The organism is Shewanella sp. NIFS-20-20 (genome assembly GCF_019209865.1).
In the GTDB taxonomy this organism is placed as follows: Bacteria; Pseudomonadota; Gammaproteobacteria; order Enterobacterales; family Shewanellaceae; genus Shewanella.
The window spans coordinates 59,639-75,222 of record NZ_JAHUTT010000007.1 but is presented as its reverse complement, the minus strand read 5'-3'; the positions used below and the strand labels follow the sequence as shown (position 1 = coordinate 75,222).

Sequence of the window (15,584 nt, the reverse complement as noted above, 5' to 3'; positions counted from 1 at the left end):
CAGTAACTCACTTTCTTTTGTGATTAATTAAACGAGTAAGATATTGCCCATATTCGTTTTTCATCATGGGTGCTGCAAGAGCTAAAACCTCTGCATCAGTCAACCAGCCATTGCGCCAGGCAATCTCCTCTAAACAGGCAACTTTTAGGCCTTGAACATTTTCAATGGTTTGGACAAAAGAGGAGGCTTCATGCAAACTTTCATGAGTGCCAGTATCTAACCACGCAAAACCACGACCTAACAACTCAACGTTCAATAAGCCATCATTAAGGTACATTGCATTTAACGTGGTAATTTCAAGCTCGCCACGATGAGAAGGTTTAACTTTTTTTGCCATTTCAACAACGCGGTTGTCGTAGAAATAAAGGCCTGTAATTGCATAGTTTGATTTAGGTGAATCTGGCTTCTCTTCAATGGATAACGCTTTCATATCCTCATCAAACTCAACCACACCAAAACGCTCAGGATCTTTAACTTGGTAGCCAAAAACAGTTGCTCCGGATTTACGTGAAGCAGCATTTTTTAATGTACTTGAAAAAGACTGGCCGTAAAAAATATTATCGCCAAGCACTAAGCAAACAGGATCATTGCCAATGAACTCTTCACCAATAATAAAGGCTTGCGCTAAGCCATCGGGACTCGGTTGAACCGCATATTCGAGATTAATACCAAAATCAGAGCCATCACCTAATAAACGCTTAAAGCCTGCATTATCTTCAGGCGTAGTAATGATTAGAATGTCTTTAATACCAGCCAACATTAATGTAGATATAGGATAAAACACCATCGGTTTATCATAAATTGGAAGAAGTTGTTTAGAAACTCCTCGTGTTAATGGGTATAAACGCGTACCACTGCCACCGGCTAATACAATACCTTTCATTACATTTCTTCCTTTGTCGTCGGTGACTCTACACCTAAACGCTCACGCTGATAACTGCCATCTTGCACATGTTGACACCACTCTTGGTTTGCCAGATACCATTCAATGGTTTTGCGTAAACCTGTTTCAAAAGTTTCTTGTGGTGTCCAATCGAGTTCACGTTGCATCTTACTAGAATCAATCGCATAGCGCCTGTCGTGGCCGGGTCTGTCGGTTACATAAGTGATTTGTTCGCCATACTTAGTTTCTCTTGGCACTAATAAATCTAAAATTTCACAAATTGTTTGGACAACTTCCAAGTTTTGCTTTTCGTTATGGCCGCCAATGTTGTAGGTTTCGCCAACCACACCTTCAGTCACTACTTTATAAAGTGCTCTAGCGTGGTCTTCAACATATAACCAATCGCGAATTTGGTCGCCTTTACCATAAATAGGTAATGGCTTTCCTTCTAATGCATTTAAAATAACAAGTGGGATTAATTTTTCAGGGAAGTGATATGGGCCATAATTATTTGAACAGTTTGTTACTATCGTTGGTAGGCCATAGGTTCTTAACCAAGCACGAACAAGGTGATCTGAACTTGCCTTAGATGCAGAGTACGGGCTTGAAGGTTCGTATGATGTCGTTTCTGTAAATAGTGGTAACTTTTTATTCGCTGAGGGCTCTGTTCCACCTTCAATATCGTTAGGGTGTGGTAGATCGCCATAGACTTCATCGGTTGAAATGTGATGGAAACGAAATGCAGCTTTGCGTTCAGCATCGAGTTGCATCCAATATTGGCGGGCGGCTTCAAGCAGCGTATAGGTGCCTACGATATTGGTTTGTATGAAATCTGCCGGGCCGGTAATAGAACGATCAACATGTGATTCTGCAGCTAAATGCATCACCGCATCAGGTTGGTGCTGTAAAAAGACTCTATCAAGCTCCGCACGATCACAAATGTCAATTTGATTAAATAAGTATCTTTCACTTCCATCAATACTTACAAGTGATTCAAGATTACCTGCATAAGTGAGTTTATCGACGTTAATTATACTGTCTTTGGTATTATTAATAATGTATCTCACAACTGCAGAACCAATAAATCCTGCACCACCTGTAACCAATATCTTCATTTTTACTCTCAAAATATAATAAGCTATAAATTTAATTTTTATTTACACTTAGCAGTCATTACTTATATTCACAATATATAATTTCAAAAACTAAAACTATATCTAAACTAGCGTTTACTATTAAATATGTACCTAACAAAGACTATAACCAAACCAATTACAAAACCAAATAGCGTCCCTAATATACAAATTAATGACCTTTTTGGTTTGCTTTTTTCTTCTGGCACTAATGCAGGATCAATGGTGTTAAACACATATTCTTCACGAACATTGGCAAACATAATGGTTTTTTGGGCTTGTTCCATCAGTTGATACAATACTGAGCGCATATCGGCGATGTTGGTTTGACGTAATTGCTGTTCTAAAAAGGCTTGGCCGCGTTCGGCTTCCATCACATCGCGCTTTTTCATGACTTCATTAATGTCTTGCACTAACCAGTTGACCCATTGTTGTGCGATAGATGGGGATAAGTGCTCAACAGAAATAGTGACCATGCCAGTATCTTTCGCGCTATTGGCGCTAAAAATTTTACTGAATGCTTTATACGCTTCTTGCATGGAGGGTTCTGGCTTAAATGGCGCTTTGACTTCACGCACCCAAGTGTTGGTGGCTGCATCAAACAATTCGGGATTATAGACTACGGTATTGGTGGCCATGTCCCATTTTTCAGCGGCCATCAGTTCCGGCAGTATTTGGTGTTTTTGAATGAATTCACTAATAAACTGGCGCGACTTCATCACCTCAATCGCCAGTTGGGTTTTATCAACCCCGCCGCCACTGCCTAAGTTAATCCCCGCCATGCTGGCTAGGCCACCAAACTGCCCAGCTAGTGCCGCTAAACCGCCACCGCCACTTTCGCTTTCGGCAGGCGCTAGTAAGGCTTCAGATTTATAAATGTTGGGTTGGCTGAGGGCAAATAATACCGAGCCAATCGCGAATCCGGCAGTAATAGCAAGAATGAGCCACTTGCCTTGCCAGATGACCGAAAACAGCTCGCGCAGATCAATCTCGTCGTCAGCGGGTCGCTGCATAGTAGAAAATTGTGCGTCTTGATATTGGGGTTGTATTTCTTTGTTCATAGTGTCTTCAGATTCTAGATGCTAGGACGCTTCGCGGCTAGAGCGCTACGCTGCTATACGAGCAAAGCTTTCGGCTTAAATTTTTTAAGTAAATTTATGGTTCGCGATTAGAATGTAAAGCAGATTCTAGTGCGCTTCTATTACGTGCTGGTAGCTGTTGATACTCGCTCTGGTATTCATTTCTGTTGTCTAGACACTCATGAGTTAAGAGTCTAGATTTTAGGTCGTGCTTTGCACGGCTAGATCGCTTTGCTGCTATAACAGCAAGAATTACTTGCTCGGGTTGACTGCGGGTTCTTGTTTAATTTTTTTATCGTTTCAGTCGCTTTGTATATTTCACAAGCTAACCTTGAGGCTCTTTTCCAAACATCGAGTTGCTCGAATCGCATTGGAGTCACTTCTTTCAGTCGTCTGAGCAGCCGTTGGCTTGCTCTACGGCTGGTTAGAGTGCTTCGCTTGTTTCCATACAAGAAAAAGCCTAACGCGGACAAATAGGTTGCTTTCAGTCATTGACTTTAGAGCTGGATGAAGTCCGTTCTAGCTGCACGCCGTGAGCCTGCAAACGTTCTAGCAAGCCAACGGCGTTCTAAGACCGCTTTGTGGTTAAAGATTTGCGACGGTGGCGAAGGCAACGGCGCTGTTGTAGATGATTTGGGTGATATGCGACCATAGGGTGAGGTTATCTTTGTACTCGGTATCGAGTGGTACAATAATGGTGTCACCTGGGATTAACTCATCGCGATTGCTGTACCACAGTGAGCCGCTTGGCATCATCACGCTGCCATCCGCTTTAATCACATAGGTGCGGCCACTATCAGCACGGCGACGATCGCCACCTGACATTTCAATATAATCATCAACGGTTAAGCCCCCCTTGTATCGATGCGTGGCCGCATGTTGCACCTCGCCCATCACGGCAATGGTTTGTACTGTTGATGGCACGTATAAAATGTCTTGGTTTTCAAGCTGAATATCTGCCTGTTTAACCCCAACAGAAATAGCCGGTAAATCAACCACCAAACGCCCAACAGCTTTAATGTTTTCTAAATCAGCCAACATTAATTGCGCGTCACTGTAGTTAACTACGTTACCGTCTTTCGAAACCCCACGTGTTGCAATATCGCGGCGCAGTTGATCCGCCAGTTTTTTAATTTCTAACTGCTCTTGTTTACGGACTGATTCGCGCACGAACACAGCGGATGGCAAGTAAGCGTAATCAGTAAAGCCACCGGCGCGAGAAATGACATCTTCTAACGTCTCCCCGCGACGGATGTTATATACGCCGGGGAATTTGACTTCACCACGGATTTCAACCGATTGATATTCTTGCCAATCCGGCGTAGTCATTACCGTTAAAATATCGCGGCTTTCAAGGCGAGTATTGGCTTCGATGTTACCAGCCAACACTTGCGACAGGGCGATGGTCTTATGTTCGATACTTGAACCGCTTGCTAGTACGACAGTGCGGGTTAATTCGGCGCGTTCGGTATAGGCACCCTCTTTTAAACCGCCACCGGCAGTAATTAACTGTTTAACATCACCATTTACTGTCAGTGGGTAAACCCCGGGGAAACGCACTTCACCGTTCACCGCGACAATTTGTACCCCGTTGCCGGCGCGGCCTTGACTATTAAGTTTAATAATCACTGGGTATAACAATTCACCCCGGTTCATCTGACCGCTGAGCTTGATTAAATCGTCATCCTCAAACAAGTTAGCCAACATCCGGTTGACTTCACCCGTGATCAGCTTTTGTTGTTCTGCATTGAGACCACTATCAGTATCACTAACAACCACACCGCCAATTTCGCTGCGTTGGTTGATTTCTCGCTGTTGTAATTGCGCAAAACCAGCCTTAAATAAATCAGTGCCAAGCATGCTGTCACCGGTTAAGTCAGTGATTTTTTCAACTCTATCTTTCACCAGTTTATTCAGTTGATAACGATTTTGGGTTTCATCGTTAAAATTAAAAATGATAATTTTATCTCTTGCCTGTAGCGCTAAGTCCTGAGCACTGCCTTTATTGACAACGGCAAGACCAGGGGCAAACTGCAGCACTTCGACATTGCCAAACTGATCAACATCACGAACCACAATGGCATAATCAAGGTCGGCACTAATGGCTAAATCACCCCACAACGAGGGAATGATGTCGCTGATGTGGATCCCCTGATACCACTGATACTTACCTGGGCGAACGACTGCGCCAACCACGGTGATGGCTTTATCAAATTGGCTTGAAGCGGTTTTTACTCGAATAAAATCGCCATTTTGTGCCTTCACTGACTGACCCGCTTTTGCGGTTAAATCAACGTTTTTAATGGTGCGTAAACCATCGGTATTATAGCGCTCAACAGAGCTACTCTTCGGGTAGGCACCCGCCCGCAATCCCGCGGCCATGGTGAGAACATCACCTAAAGTCTCACCTTGTTGAATTTCATAAATCGCAGGGCGGCGCACTTCACCGTTCACTCGCACTAAGTCAGTGACCGCCGGGATAAACACCACATCACCTGATTGTAAGCGCATGTCGCCAGAGGCATCGCCCTTCATCAGTAAATCATATAAGTCAAAGCGACCAATCAATTTGCCATCACGCTTTACCTGAATGTTACGCAGCGAACCAATGTCGTTAATCCCACCAGCAACAAATAGCGCCTGCGTTACCGTTGATAAGCTAGACACAGTATATGAGCCTGGCTTATACGCATCACCGGCAACAAAAATGCGTATCGAGCGCAACTCACCCATGGTGATGTTCGACTCCATACCAATCATTTGTTTTTCAATCCGCTTAGACAATGATTGACGCATGTCTGCAAAGGTTAACCCAGCCACACTGATAGGTCCGAGTTCAGGAAACTCGATGCTGCCATCGCGGCCAACCATCAGGTCAAACTCTTTATTTTCTTTGCCATACAGCTGCACTTTGATGTGGTCGCCAGGCCCCACCACATAGGTGGATGGCACGGGCACATCAGACACTGGCGCAAACGTGGTCGGCTCACCCGCAAATAATTCTATGCCGAATCGTTTCAGTTCTTGCTTATCTTGGCCGTCTTCGAAGTTGAATTCTTTTTGCTTGTTTTTGCTATTGTTGGTCCCTTGGTTGGCATCATCAGTGGCGTCAAATTGACCATTCGCCGTTTGTTGGCCACGAGCATTCACTAAATTCGGATTGTCCAAGGTTTGGCTTGCTGAGCTGCCAGCCCCACTGAGCATGGATGGATCGATACCGTATTGCTTAGCAATTCGTTGTTGCTCTGCTGGCGGAAGCTTTTTAAATTGCTCTATCATCTGTGGTGATGGAGTCACTGCTTGCGCCTGCCCCGTCATCAGTAACAGCGCACTGACGCCTGCAATGATGATTTTTTTATAAGTCGTTAACACCCAATATCTCCATGGAAAATCAAACAAGTAAATTCAAAGTATGGTTGCCGCCAAGGCGAGGATTTTTTATTCGTAAAGAAGAAGGTTCTAGACGTTAGAATGTGGCGATGCTAGCGCTCAACGAATGAAACTTTTCATTCGAAAGTATGTCCCTATATCAACGGCCAGCTCGGCATCCTGCCTCACGTTCGAGCGGTTAGCCTGCGGTTTCTCACCCATTTAGGCACGCTACCGGTCCGCGTGGCGGCCAGAGGCTTTATAATTTACATCCTACAAATCACCCTTCGGGTCAGCTAAAGCTGTTAATAATTGCTCCCGGCAATTATTTGCGGCTAACGCTAAACGAATGAAACTTTTCATTCGAAAGTATGTCCCTATATCAACGGCCAGCTCGGCATCCGGCCTCACGTTCGATAACTCAACCTGCAGTTCCTCACCCTTTCAGGCACGCTACCGCCCATAGGTTGCGGCTCCTAAATTGCCCTCCGTGACTCGGAAATCCTTGTTGTGTAACTTGTTTTTAAGTAAGTTTACTGAACTCGCTTGCCAGTGCTACCCACTCACAATTGATAAATTGTGCGACTAAAATCGTGCTGCGAGTGGGCATTACCCACTGACCGTTTTCTATCGCGGTTTAGCCGCATCCCGGCGCAAATGACCACTCATCACAGCAATCCAATATTATACTGATTTGTTGGCGCCATCCCCAGCTTTTTGTCATTATTTTGTAACGACTGCAGTCAATTTACTCAAGCTGGTCAACGCCCACAAAACGGCTGATGAGACGGTGAGGTGAGTACACAAAATTACACGACAACGGACTAATTATGGCCAAATATAAACAATCTTTAGGACTCTGGGCGATCAATAGTTAGTTTTTTTCTGTGTGAATGGCTATCTTTCAATTGTTTGAATTCATCTTCGGCTTTGACGCCGGCGTTAACACCCGAGTACTCACTTTAACCTTCTGCATTCGCCCTAACACTTCCATCAGTATGGTGCAACGGGTCTTGTCGTCTTGCTGCTGAAAAATGCCCTCTAACTTTTCAAACGGGCCATCAATAAATGAGACTCTGTCGCCCTCAGAATAATTCACCGGCAGATAATCTTCATCGTCAATCGCTGTGTTTGTTACTGGCAAAGCAGAATCAGTCAGGTCAATGATACCAAGGGCACGCTCTTGGCGTTTGATGCTATAGACCAAATGGCATAATGGCTGCATTTTTTCTCGGCAATCAACAATGCCAGCAACACCACGGGTATTTTTGATGGTCACCACAGAGGTTACTTCGGGGTCAAACCGAGCAAATAGGTAGCCAGGAAACAACGGGGTGGATTTTATCGACTCTTTGCCACGACTATTTTTAGTTTTTTGTTGCAGCATCGGTAAGTAGGTTGCTATTTGTTGCAGATTGAGGTGTTGCTGCGCTCGTAATTCATTTCGAGTTTTGCAGTACAGCAAATACCATGCATTCATAACAACCTCTTTGTGGTAAGACGACATCCATTTCTGGCATTAGATGATAACAAAATGAAACTCGATAGCAATAGACTAAAAGTCGCGGTTTTGCTGAGTTTTTTGCCAAAAAGTACTAAACCCCTTGCAATACACACTTTATGACGCGTAAAAAATGTCATTTTGTCCTTTTTTATAAGGTTTCCATAAAAAGCCTGCAAGGCATCCCCCTCCTCATCATGCTTAATCGTAAAAGAGGCGTGCAGGTTAGCAAAGGTCACCTTGATTTTGTTTGATTTACCAACACTTACTAAATCCACACCCAAGACAAACTCATTACTCGCGTTGACTTATGCCGACGTTAAAGGGTATATAAGGTAGGCTTTTTAACGTTTAAAAGCTTTTACAATAAAATGACACAATAATAGTAAGCGTTGACTCTGAAGTCGCTGCAACAGCAAATGCTGGATCAGCAAGGATAATACCTAACAGGAGCGCGCCTTTCGTAGTTTTTCTACGAGACAATCACAAGCTGAAGGTGAATTTAATGAGCGTAACAAAACCCCAGGGTACGATGCTAGGGCATCCCAAGGGCTTGTTCCTACTGTTTACAACAGAATTATGGGAACGGTTCAGTTATTATGCGATGCGCGCTATTTTGGTGCTGTATCTGGTAGATCAAGTCGACAAGCAAGGCGGTGGTGGTTTAGGTTGGACTCAGGCTGATGCGTTGTCTCTTTATGGTACCTTCACGGCGTTAGTCTATTTAACCCCGTTAATTGGGGGTTGGTTGGCTGATAATTATCTTGGCCAGCGCAAAGCCATTTATTTCGGTGGTGCCTTAATGGCTGCCGGACAATTTATGTTAGCGGCCCCCCATGCCTGGTTTCCAGGGGCAGAAACCACTGTATTCTATATTGGCTTAGGCACTCTGATCTTAGGGAATGGTCTGTTTAAGCCAAATATCTCTACTATGGTGGGCGATCTTTACGAAGAAGGCGACCATAGACGAGATGGCGCCTTCACCATTTTCTATATGGGTATTAACTTAGGTGCGGCACTGTCTGGTTTTGTGGTCGCATGGGCCTATACCAGTTTTGGCCATACTGAAATAATCAATGGTCAAGAAGTGTTTGTGAACAACTGGCAAGCCGGTTTCTTCTGTGCTGGTGTGGGTATGATCTTATCACTGATTATCCAGTTCTTATTTGCTCAAAAGCTGTTAGGCGATATTGGTACTGTGCCTGCGGCCAAGCTTGAGCGCGAACGTCAAGCCGAACTTGGACAAACGCGTAAAGAACCATTGACCAAAATTGAACGTGACCGCATTAAAGTCATCATGGTGCTCGGTTTATTCACTATTATTTTCTGGGCAGGTTTTGAGCAAGCCGGTGGTTTGATGAATTTGTTCACTAACGAGTTTACCGATCGCTATATCGGGACTTGGGAAGTGCCAACCACCTATTTCCAATCCCTTAACGCAATCTTTATTGTGTTATTTGCCCCTGTCGTGGCCTCAATTTGGATCCGTTTAGGTAAGCGTGAACCCAACTCACCGGTCAAATTTGCCTTAGGTCTGTTTTTATTGGCTATCGGTTTCTTATTCATGATCGGTGCTGTGGTGCAAATGGACGGTAGCCCTGATGCTAAATCAAGCATGTGGTGGTTAGTCGGTGCATACTTCTTCCATACCATGGGTGAGTTATGTTTATCTCCTATTGGCTTATCTATGGTGACTAAACTGGCTCCTCTGCGTATTGCCTCATTAATGATGGGGGCTTGGTTCCTGTTCATTGCGATGGCAAATAAGGTTGCTGGTGTGGTTGGTTCGTTTATCGGTCACGGTGGTGGTAAAGAAGAACAACTCGCCAATGCGATGTCTATCTTTGCTGGTATTGCCATTACGGCCACAGTGTCAGCCGTCATCCTTTACTTTATGGCCGACAAACTTGTCGATTGGATGCATGGTGCTGAATCAAAATCAGACAGCGAAGAACAAGCGTTAGAGCAAGAAATAGCTGTCACCGCGGAACATGAAGCCATAAAACGTTAATCATGTTTCAATACGCTAAAAAAACCGACAATTGTCGGTTTTTTTATGGCTATTTTTCAGTGAACGTTGTTTAACAACTGAGCTGAATAAAACCGCCAGCGGGGATGTCGGGGTCACTTTGCAATCCCATAAACTGATCCGCCAGTAATAGCTGTTGATGGCGGGGATCGGTACTGCCAATGCACAATTTTTCATGCGGTAATAAGGTTCGGTATTGCGCAGTGGGCTTACCCCAATCCAATAAACCCAACGACATAGAGTCAGCCAACGCCAGCGGTGTTAAACCCTCTTGGTTACGTAAATAACAGCGCAATCCATGGCCCGCCTGACTGACTTGCGCTCGGTAATTTTCAACATTGATGCTGATATAAACGATGTCAGTCACGATATCTAAGCCCGAATTCAGTAATCGCTCATTCAAATACACAAGCATCTGATTGGGCGCGATCACGGTTTGATTATGGTTGTTGCGATATTCTTTGAGCTTTTGATTAATAAAGCTTCTCAGTAACACACTGGCAAAAGCGGCTGGATTATCCTCAGGATAAAAATGGGCCATATACATGATCATATGCTGGTTATCGACCAAGGCGGAATCGATAAAATAAGGGCTGATTTCACCACGATTAAATAAGCTATATTCAACCTTCGCATGAGGGTATTCAATTTCACTTGCAGGAAAGAGTTGTTGCTGGACATGCACCGCCGCGGCGGTATTTTTTTGTAATAAAGCCATATTTTCAGAGAGTTCTAAGTATGACAACTGATTGAGCTCGGCCAGTTCACTGGTATTGCTCAGTGGCCGAATACACTGCTGAATGGCCTCTTCAATCACAAATAAATCAACCACGGGTTTCACTAAATAATCGTTAGCGCCAATGCGCAGCGCATCGACGACATCGGCCATGACATTATTGCCTGATATCACGATAGAGTTTAAACCAGGGTCTATTTTTAACATTGCCCTCAGCATGTCGAGCCCCCCCATTTTGGGCATACTCAAATCAGCCAGAACAATATCAATACTGTGTTTGTCAAACGCAAATAGACCTTGCGCGCCGTCACAGGCTTCAATCACTGTTGCGCCACGTTTCACTAAAAAATCAGCAACTAGCTTGCGAAAAACTGGATCGTCCTCCACCAGTAATACTGAAACATCTTTTAACGACATATAGTTACCCTTAAGTCCTATGACTTCTCAACAAGCTGCAAGGGTTGTAGATGTTGTCTAAATAGGCTCACTCAGGGATGAAAGCCCAAGGCTAACAACCTAAAACCGCGCATCCCCCTACTCTAACTCACCCAAGGGTGACATTGACTTAACCATGACAATCGCTATAAAAAAGTCATCACGCTATGGGTTTAGCGGTACCACCAGCCGAAAACAATCATTAAATCTAGGTAACCAAGCCGATTAGCAATTAATCTAGCTCCTGCAAATACTCATTGAGAAGTTCATCATCATCCTGATTTTTTTGAACATTTCCATCATACACCCTATAGCTCATATGTTGGAAGTAGGCATCTTTGACAAATGTATAAGGATCCAGTGCATTATCCACTAAGCGTTCTTGATCAATGGCTTGGGCACGAGCATCAAGATTTTTTAATCCCCATTTCATGGCTGACTGTATTAAAGTTAGCTCAGATAAAGGAAAGTATAGATCATCTACCCAGTCTGTCGTTATCTTACGCGTACTATAAGGCCCTAATACTGGCACCATGAGGTAAGGACCATCAGGGACGCCATAAAAACCAAGCACTTCATTAAAACTATCTTGCTTACGCGGCATCCCCATCATATCTGCAACATCGATTAAACCGAGCAAACCAATGGTTGAGTTAACAATAAAGCGGCCGCCCGCATTAGCCGCCCAACCAAATTTACCCTGCAAGGTATTATTGACTAGGCTAGCGGGTTCTTCTAGATTATGCACAAAATTACTTATGCCGGTTTTCACTGGCGAAGGAACATGCTCTTTATAGCCGTGCGATACCGGACGATACAGATATTGATCTAAGATCTGGTAATTAAAATGCCACATCGAACGGTTAAAAGACTCAAATGGATCGCGGGGATCATTGTAGGTCACTGTGGCCGTCATCGGCGCCTTGGTTTCATTACTCACAGGCTCGTCGGCTGCCATCGCCGTCAGCGAGCTCACGCAAGCTAAAATCCACACAGGGTTACACCTAATAGCCAGTCCTTTCATTGTTATCTCTCAACCATCTATTTGAATTCAAAAATAGGTATTAGCGCGATGTCTAAAATCTAAGTATACGGGGGATTTTGCGACTTAGTTCAAGCAACGCCAAAATAATGACGAAATAGAATACCAATGCGCTAGCGGTTAGCAACATAAAAACAGTGATAAAAGGTGAATTATTGCTTGCCAGCCAAATATAATTCTTATATTTATCAAAATGGCCTTAACTCTTGTTGTCTCAGCTATTTTTAACCCATTAATTTTACAGTTGTTATCAAACCAAACGTCATTGCCACCGGCCATTATGGGCCGGCTGTTGCTGCTTATACTTGTTAACAAAATAGGCTAACGTTTCTGCCTGCCCCCTTTTGTTGCGCGCTCACCGTGATGAGCACAGCAGCGTTTATCGGTAACTGACGCACGTTGAGTTGACTCAAATGAGTCGAGGGAATTACCGCTTCCAAGACTTGGCACCCGACCTTACACGACCGGGACACCAGCGCGGTCATTTAGGCTTGTCGGTGTAAGCGCAGTAATAATTCGGCTTCTGCACGCGGAAGTTCGCATTCAGCCATTAATTCCGTGATGTCGGCCCCTAATGACACCATTTTAGTGGCGCGACTATATAATCTCGCCTGTGGATCATGTTCTTGAGTTTCGGCTAATTTCATGGCTTGTTGACTGAGGGTATTTTCTAACTCTAGCACTCTGCGACCAACACCGATGGTGCCACTGCGTAATTCAGAGACATCGCGTTTCATGTCATCTTTTTGCTTGTCACTGGCTTTTAATACCTTCGCGAGCGCATCGACACGAACAGTCAGCCGCTTGACATACCAACACAAAATTACTGCGATACCGATGGCAGTGATGCTCAACGTCAGGGTGATTATTTGGAGTAGATCCTCCATGTTTACCTCTCAACACCAGTTTACAATACGACTCGTACTGTCAAAAAAATCTAAGTAACTCATTTAAAGCAATAATCAAGCCAACATCTCATTTGCTGGGTTGAGTATTTCCAGGAATTTGGCAAAAAAAACGACACATAAACTCGCGGTTTATGTGTCGTTAGTGTGCGTAAAAATATCCGAACGGGCGAATTAAATTTCCTGCACTTCACTCCATTCATCTTCCGATAATAACTTATCTAAATCGACCAAGATGAGTAGTTCATTGTCGCGATTGCTTACCCCTTGAATGAACTTAGAGCTTTCTTCAGTGCCGACATTGGGTGCATTGTCGATTTCACTACGGCGCAAATAGACCACCTCAGCCACACTGTCCACCAAAATACCAATCACTTGCTTTTCAGCTTCAATAATCACAATCCGCGTAGAATCATCAACATCAGATGACTGCAATCCAAACCGCGAACGCGTGTCAATGACGGTCACAACATTGCCACGCAAATTAATGATACCGAGCACATAATGCGGAGCACCTGGTACGGGAGCGATTTCAGTGTAACGCAGCACTTCCTGCACCTGCATGACATTAATGCCATAAGTTTCATTATCTAAATGAAAGGTGACCCACTGTAAAACTGCATCATCCTTGGCAGCAATGGCTGCTACATTACTTGTTTCTGACATAATTACCTCAGCCTAACGGATCCTGACAACCTAAACCTGCATCGAGCATTTGTATTAATACTGGCACATTTAAAATGCCACACATTTGCTCCTTCACTACACCAGCCAACCATGGCCGCTTACCCGGCTTGTTGCGCCAATTGATTTGTGACTTATCAATTTTTAAAGCATTAACCAGTGATTCACACGCTAATCCCCAGTTACTGTCCTCTAATAATACAACATATTGATAGTTTGTGCTTTGAGCTAAATTATCATCATACTTTTCAGGCATCACCCACGCACAGGTATTGACCACATTCAACTGACTACCCCGTTGAGCTTGCACCCCAAGATACCAATCCGGACGGCCGAAAATATGATTAATTCGCTCTAACCGAACTATACCCCCTAAATTCACTAAAGGTACTGCTAACGTTAGACCGGCTACTTTAAAGAATAGTACCTGAAATTCATTTTCGAGTAATTCTGCTAAATCTTTTATATCGTTAGGGGGAGACATCCCGGTTTGGGTCGCTAATGAGGTCGCAATCATTGTCTCGGTATTGACTATCACCTTTGCGTCAGGCGAGTCGACTCGCGCCTCAGGCTCAGGCTCAGGCTCAGGCTCAGGCTCAGGCTCAGGCTCAGGCTCAGGCTCAGGCATCATTGTGGGTTCAGGTTTTGCTACTGGTACCGGTGCTGGCACCTCAGGCATAAGCAAAGGGGCCAATAATTTTTCTAATGCCGCTTTATCCATGACCTCATCGTTAAAGTCGACGGCAAAAGGCGTTTTTGAGGCTTCCTTTGGGCTTTCACGGCGCTTAACGCTCACATCAGGCCGATAGTGGCGGGGGGGTGCATTCGGCTCATCGCCGTCAGCGAGGGCGATCACCTCCTCATGAATGGGGTTTGCGGCGCGCTGACGCTCAAAGGGGCGTTCGGTTATGCTGGCGGGTGTCGCGTTTTTGGGTTCGGTTAACAGCAGATTGAAATAGTCAAATACTGTGTCGTCAACTGACTTTCGCATGTTTTAAATTTCCAGCAAAAAGGTATTCAACTAATCTCTCATAAGCTTTAACCCCACGGCAAGAGGCAGCATAATGAGGCGCAGGCAAATGAGCTAAGCTTGCGTCACGAAATTTAGTATCTACAGGGATAACATCTGGCCATAAGTGTTGCGGATATTGCTCGCTCAAGGCTTGCAACGCTAAGGGCGACGCTTTTGTTCTTCTATCGTACATGGTAGCAACTATGGTGTAGCTATACTGGGTGGCTTTAGAACGCCCCATGATTTCCATGGTTTTGATCATCCGCTCCAGCCCTTTTATGGCCAAAAATTCTGTTTGCACTGGGATCACAATATGCTCACTGGCCGCTAGAGCATTGACCATCAATACCCCCAGCACCGGTGAGCAGTCAATTAAGACATAGTCATAATCAGCCTCACATAACCGGCAGACATTGCGTAACACTAAGCCCATGCCTTCTTGGTGCCCTAAGGAGCGATCTAAAGTGGCCAATGCCATGGTCGAGGGTAATAAATCTAATCCTTCCACTGACGTGGGCACGATATACTGCCGCACAAGATCATGAGTTAACTCTTTATGCGCCATAAAAATATCGTACAGAGAACCCGGCACCTGTTCGGGATCAATCCCCAGATAATATCCAAGAGAGGCATGGGGATCGGTATCAATCAATAACACCCGTCGTTGGCGCTTATTGAGTAAACCGGCAAGGGTAGCCACTGTGGTGGTTTTACCCACCCCCCCTTTTTGATTGGCAATAGTCCAAACTTTCACGCTATCTCCCAACAGTGTTATT

The 15,584-nt window shown here is 44.5% G+C and carries 13 protein-coding genes; 1 reads left to right on the top strand and 12 read right to left on the bottom strand.

Translation table 11 applies throughout. The features are described 5' to 3' along the window. Positions 1-7: 7 nt before the first annotated feature. The 6 genes from rfbA to KU855_RS03905 all read right to left on the bottom strand — a co-directional run bounded on the left by rfbA (position 8) and on the right by KU855_RS03905 (position 8,249). Positions 8-883 (bottom strand): glucose-1-phosphate thymidylyltransferase RfbA, encoded by an 876-nt coding sequence (gene rfbA, locus KU855_RS03930; protein WP_218529051.1) that lies wholly within the window; start codon positions 881-883, stop codon positions 8-10. Beyond that, positions 883-1,998, bottom strand: coding sequence for a dTDP-glucose 4,6-dehydratase (gene rfbB, locus KU855_RS03925; RefSeq protein WP_218529050.1), 1,116 nt, complete (start codon positions 1,996-1,998; stop codon positions 883-885). The genes rfbA and rfbB overlap by 1 nt, the downstream gene beginning before the upstream one ends. A 107-nt stretch (positions 1,999-2,105) precedes the next feature. Then, positions 2,106-3,077 carry a Wzz/FepE/Etk N-terminal domain-containing protein gene (locus KU855_RS03920; RefSeq protein WP_218529049.1) on the bottom strand — a complete coding sequence of 324 codons (972 nt, stop codon included), beginning with the start codon at positions 3,075-3,077 and terminating at the stop codon, positions 2,106-2,108. A gap of 603 nt (positions 3,078-3,680) precedes the next feature. Beyond that, complete coding sequence (locus KU855_RS03915; RefSeq protein ID WP_218529048.1) at positions 3,681-6,467, bottom strand: SLBB domain-containing protein; 2,787 nt, start codon at positions 6,465-6,467, stop codon at positions 3,681-3,683. A gap of 901 nt (positions 6,468-7,368) precedes the next feature. Then, positions 7,369-7,944, bottom strand: a complete 576-nt coding sequence (locus KU855_RS03910; protein ID WP_218529047.1) for a transcription termination/antitermination NusG family protein — start codon at positions 7,942-7,944, stop codon at positions 7,369-7,371. Further along, positions 7,941-8,249, bottom strand: a complete 309-nt coding sequence (locus tag KU855_RS03905; protein ID WP_218529046.1) for a hypothetical protein — start codon at positions 8,247-8,249, stop codon at positions 7,941-7,943. The genes KU855_RS03910 and KU855_RS03905 overlap by 4 nt, the downstream gene beginning before the upstream one ends. A gap of 221 nt (positions 8,250-8,470) precedes the next feature. Here KU855_RS03905 and KU855_RS03900 point away from each other — a divergent pair, with 221 nt between their 5' ends. Then, the gene (locus tag KU855_RS03900; protein WP_218529045.1) at positions 8,471-9,976 is read left to right on the top strand and encodes a peptide MFS transporter; all 1,506 of its coding nucleotides are present in this window, start codon (positions 8,471-8,473) and stop codon (positions 9,974-9,976) included. A gap of 70 nt (positions 9,977-10,046) precedes the next feature. Here the strand turns inward: KU855_RS03900 and KU855_RS03895 are convergent, their stop codons facing one another. The 6 genes from KU855_RS03895 to KU855_RS03870 all read right to left on the bottom strand — a co-directional run bounded on the left by KU855_RS03895 (position 10,047) and on the right by KU855_RS03870 (position 15,562). Continuing rightward, on the bottom strand, positions 10,047-11,147 hold the full coding sequence (locus KU855_RS03895; RefSeq protein ID WP_218529044.1) for a response regulator: 1,101 nt from the start codon (positions 11,145-11,147) through the stop codon (positions 10,047-10,049). A gap of 250 nt (positions 11,148-11,397) precedes the next feature. Continuing rightward, complete coding sequence (locus tag KU855_RS03890; protein ID WP_218529090.1) at positions 11,398-12,123, bottom strand: VacJ family lipoprotein; 726 nt, start codon at positions 12,121-12,123, stop codon at positions 11,398-11,400. Positions 12,124-12,692: 569 nt separating this feature from the next. Further along, positions 12,693-13,094, bottom strand: a complete 402-nt coding sequence (locus KU855_RS03885) for a DUF2802 domain-containing protein (RefSeq protein ID WP_218529043.1) — start codon at positions 13,092-13,094, stop codon at positions 12,693-12,695. Between the two features lie 192 nt (positions 13,095-13,286). Next, positions 13,287-13,778, bottom strand: coding sequence for a chemotaxis protein CheW (locus KU855_RS03880; RefSeq protein WP_218529042.1), 492 nt, complete (start codon positions 13,776-13,778; stop codon positions 13,287-13,289). A 7-nt stretch (positions 13,779-13,785) separates the two neighbouring features. Further along, positions 13,786-14,787: a chemotaxis protein CheW gene (locus tag KU855_RS03875; RefSeq protein WP_218529041.1), complete on the bottom strand. Its 1,002-nt coding sequence runs from the start codon at positions 14,785-14,787 to the stop codon at positions 13,786-13,788. Next, positions 14,771-15,562: a ParA family protein gene (locus KU855_RS03870; RefSeq protein ID WP_218529040.1), complete on the bottom strand. Its 792-nt coding sequence runs from the start codon at positions 15,560-15,562 to the stop codon at positions 14,771-14,773. The genes KU855_RS03875 and KU855_RS03870 overlap by 17 nt, the downstream gene beginning before the upstream one ends. Between the last annotated feature and the right edge of the window lie 22 nt (positions 15,563-15,584).

What these genes read in the sequence shown, in the direction of transcription:
- rfbA (WP_218529051.1), bottom strand. Translation starts at nt 883, where the DNA reads ATGAAAGGTATTGTATTAGCCGGTGGCAGTGGTACGCGTTTATACCCA.
- rfbB (WP_218529050.1), bottom strand. Translation starts at nt 1,998, where the DNA reads ATGAAGATATTGGTTACAGGTGGTGCAGGATTTATTGGTTCTGCAGTT.
- KU855_RS03920 (WP_218529049.1), bottom strand. Translation starts at nt 3,077, where the DNA reads ATGAACAAAGAAATACAACCCCAATATCAAGACGCACAATTTTCTACT.
- KU855_RS03910 (WP_218529047.1), bottom strand. Translation starts at nt 7,944, where the DNA reads ATGAATGCATGGTATTTGCTGTACTGCAAAACTCGAAATGAATTACGA.
- KU855_RS03900 (WP_218529045.1), top strand. Translation starts at nt 8,471, where the DNA reads ATGAGCGTAACAAAACCCCAGGGTACGATGCTAGGGCATCCCAAGGGC.
- KU855_RS03895 (WP_218529044.1), bottom strand. Translation starts at nt 11,147, where the DNA reads ATGTCGTTAAAAGATGTTTCAGTATTACTGGTGGAGGACGATCCAGTT.
- KU855_RS03890 (WP_218529090.1), bottom strand. Translation starts at nt 12,123, where the DNA reads ATGGCAGCCGACGAGCCTGTGAGTAATGAAACCAAGGCGCCGATGACG.
- KU855_RS03885 (WP_218529043.1), bottom strand. Translation starts at nt 13,094, where the DNA reads ATGGAGGATCTACTCCAAATAATCACCCTGACGTTGAGCATCACTGCC.
- KU855_RS03880 (WP_218529042.1), bottom strand. Translation starts at nt 13,778, where the DNA reads ATGTCAGAAACAAGTAATGTAGCAGCCATTGCTGCCAAGGATGATGCA.
- KU855_RS03875 (WP_218529041.1), bottom strand. Translation starts at nt 14,787, where the DNA reads ATGCGAAAGTCAGTTGACGACACAGTATTTGACTATTTCAATCTGCTG.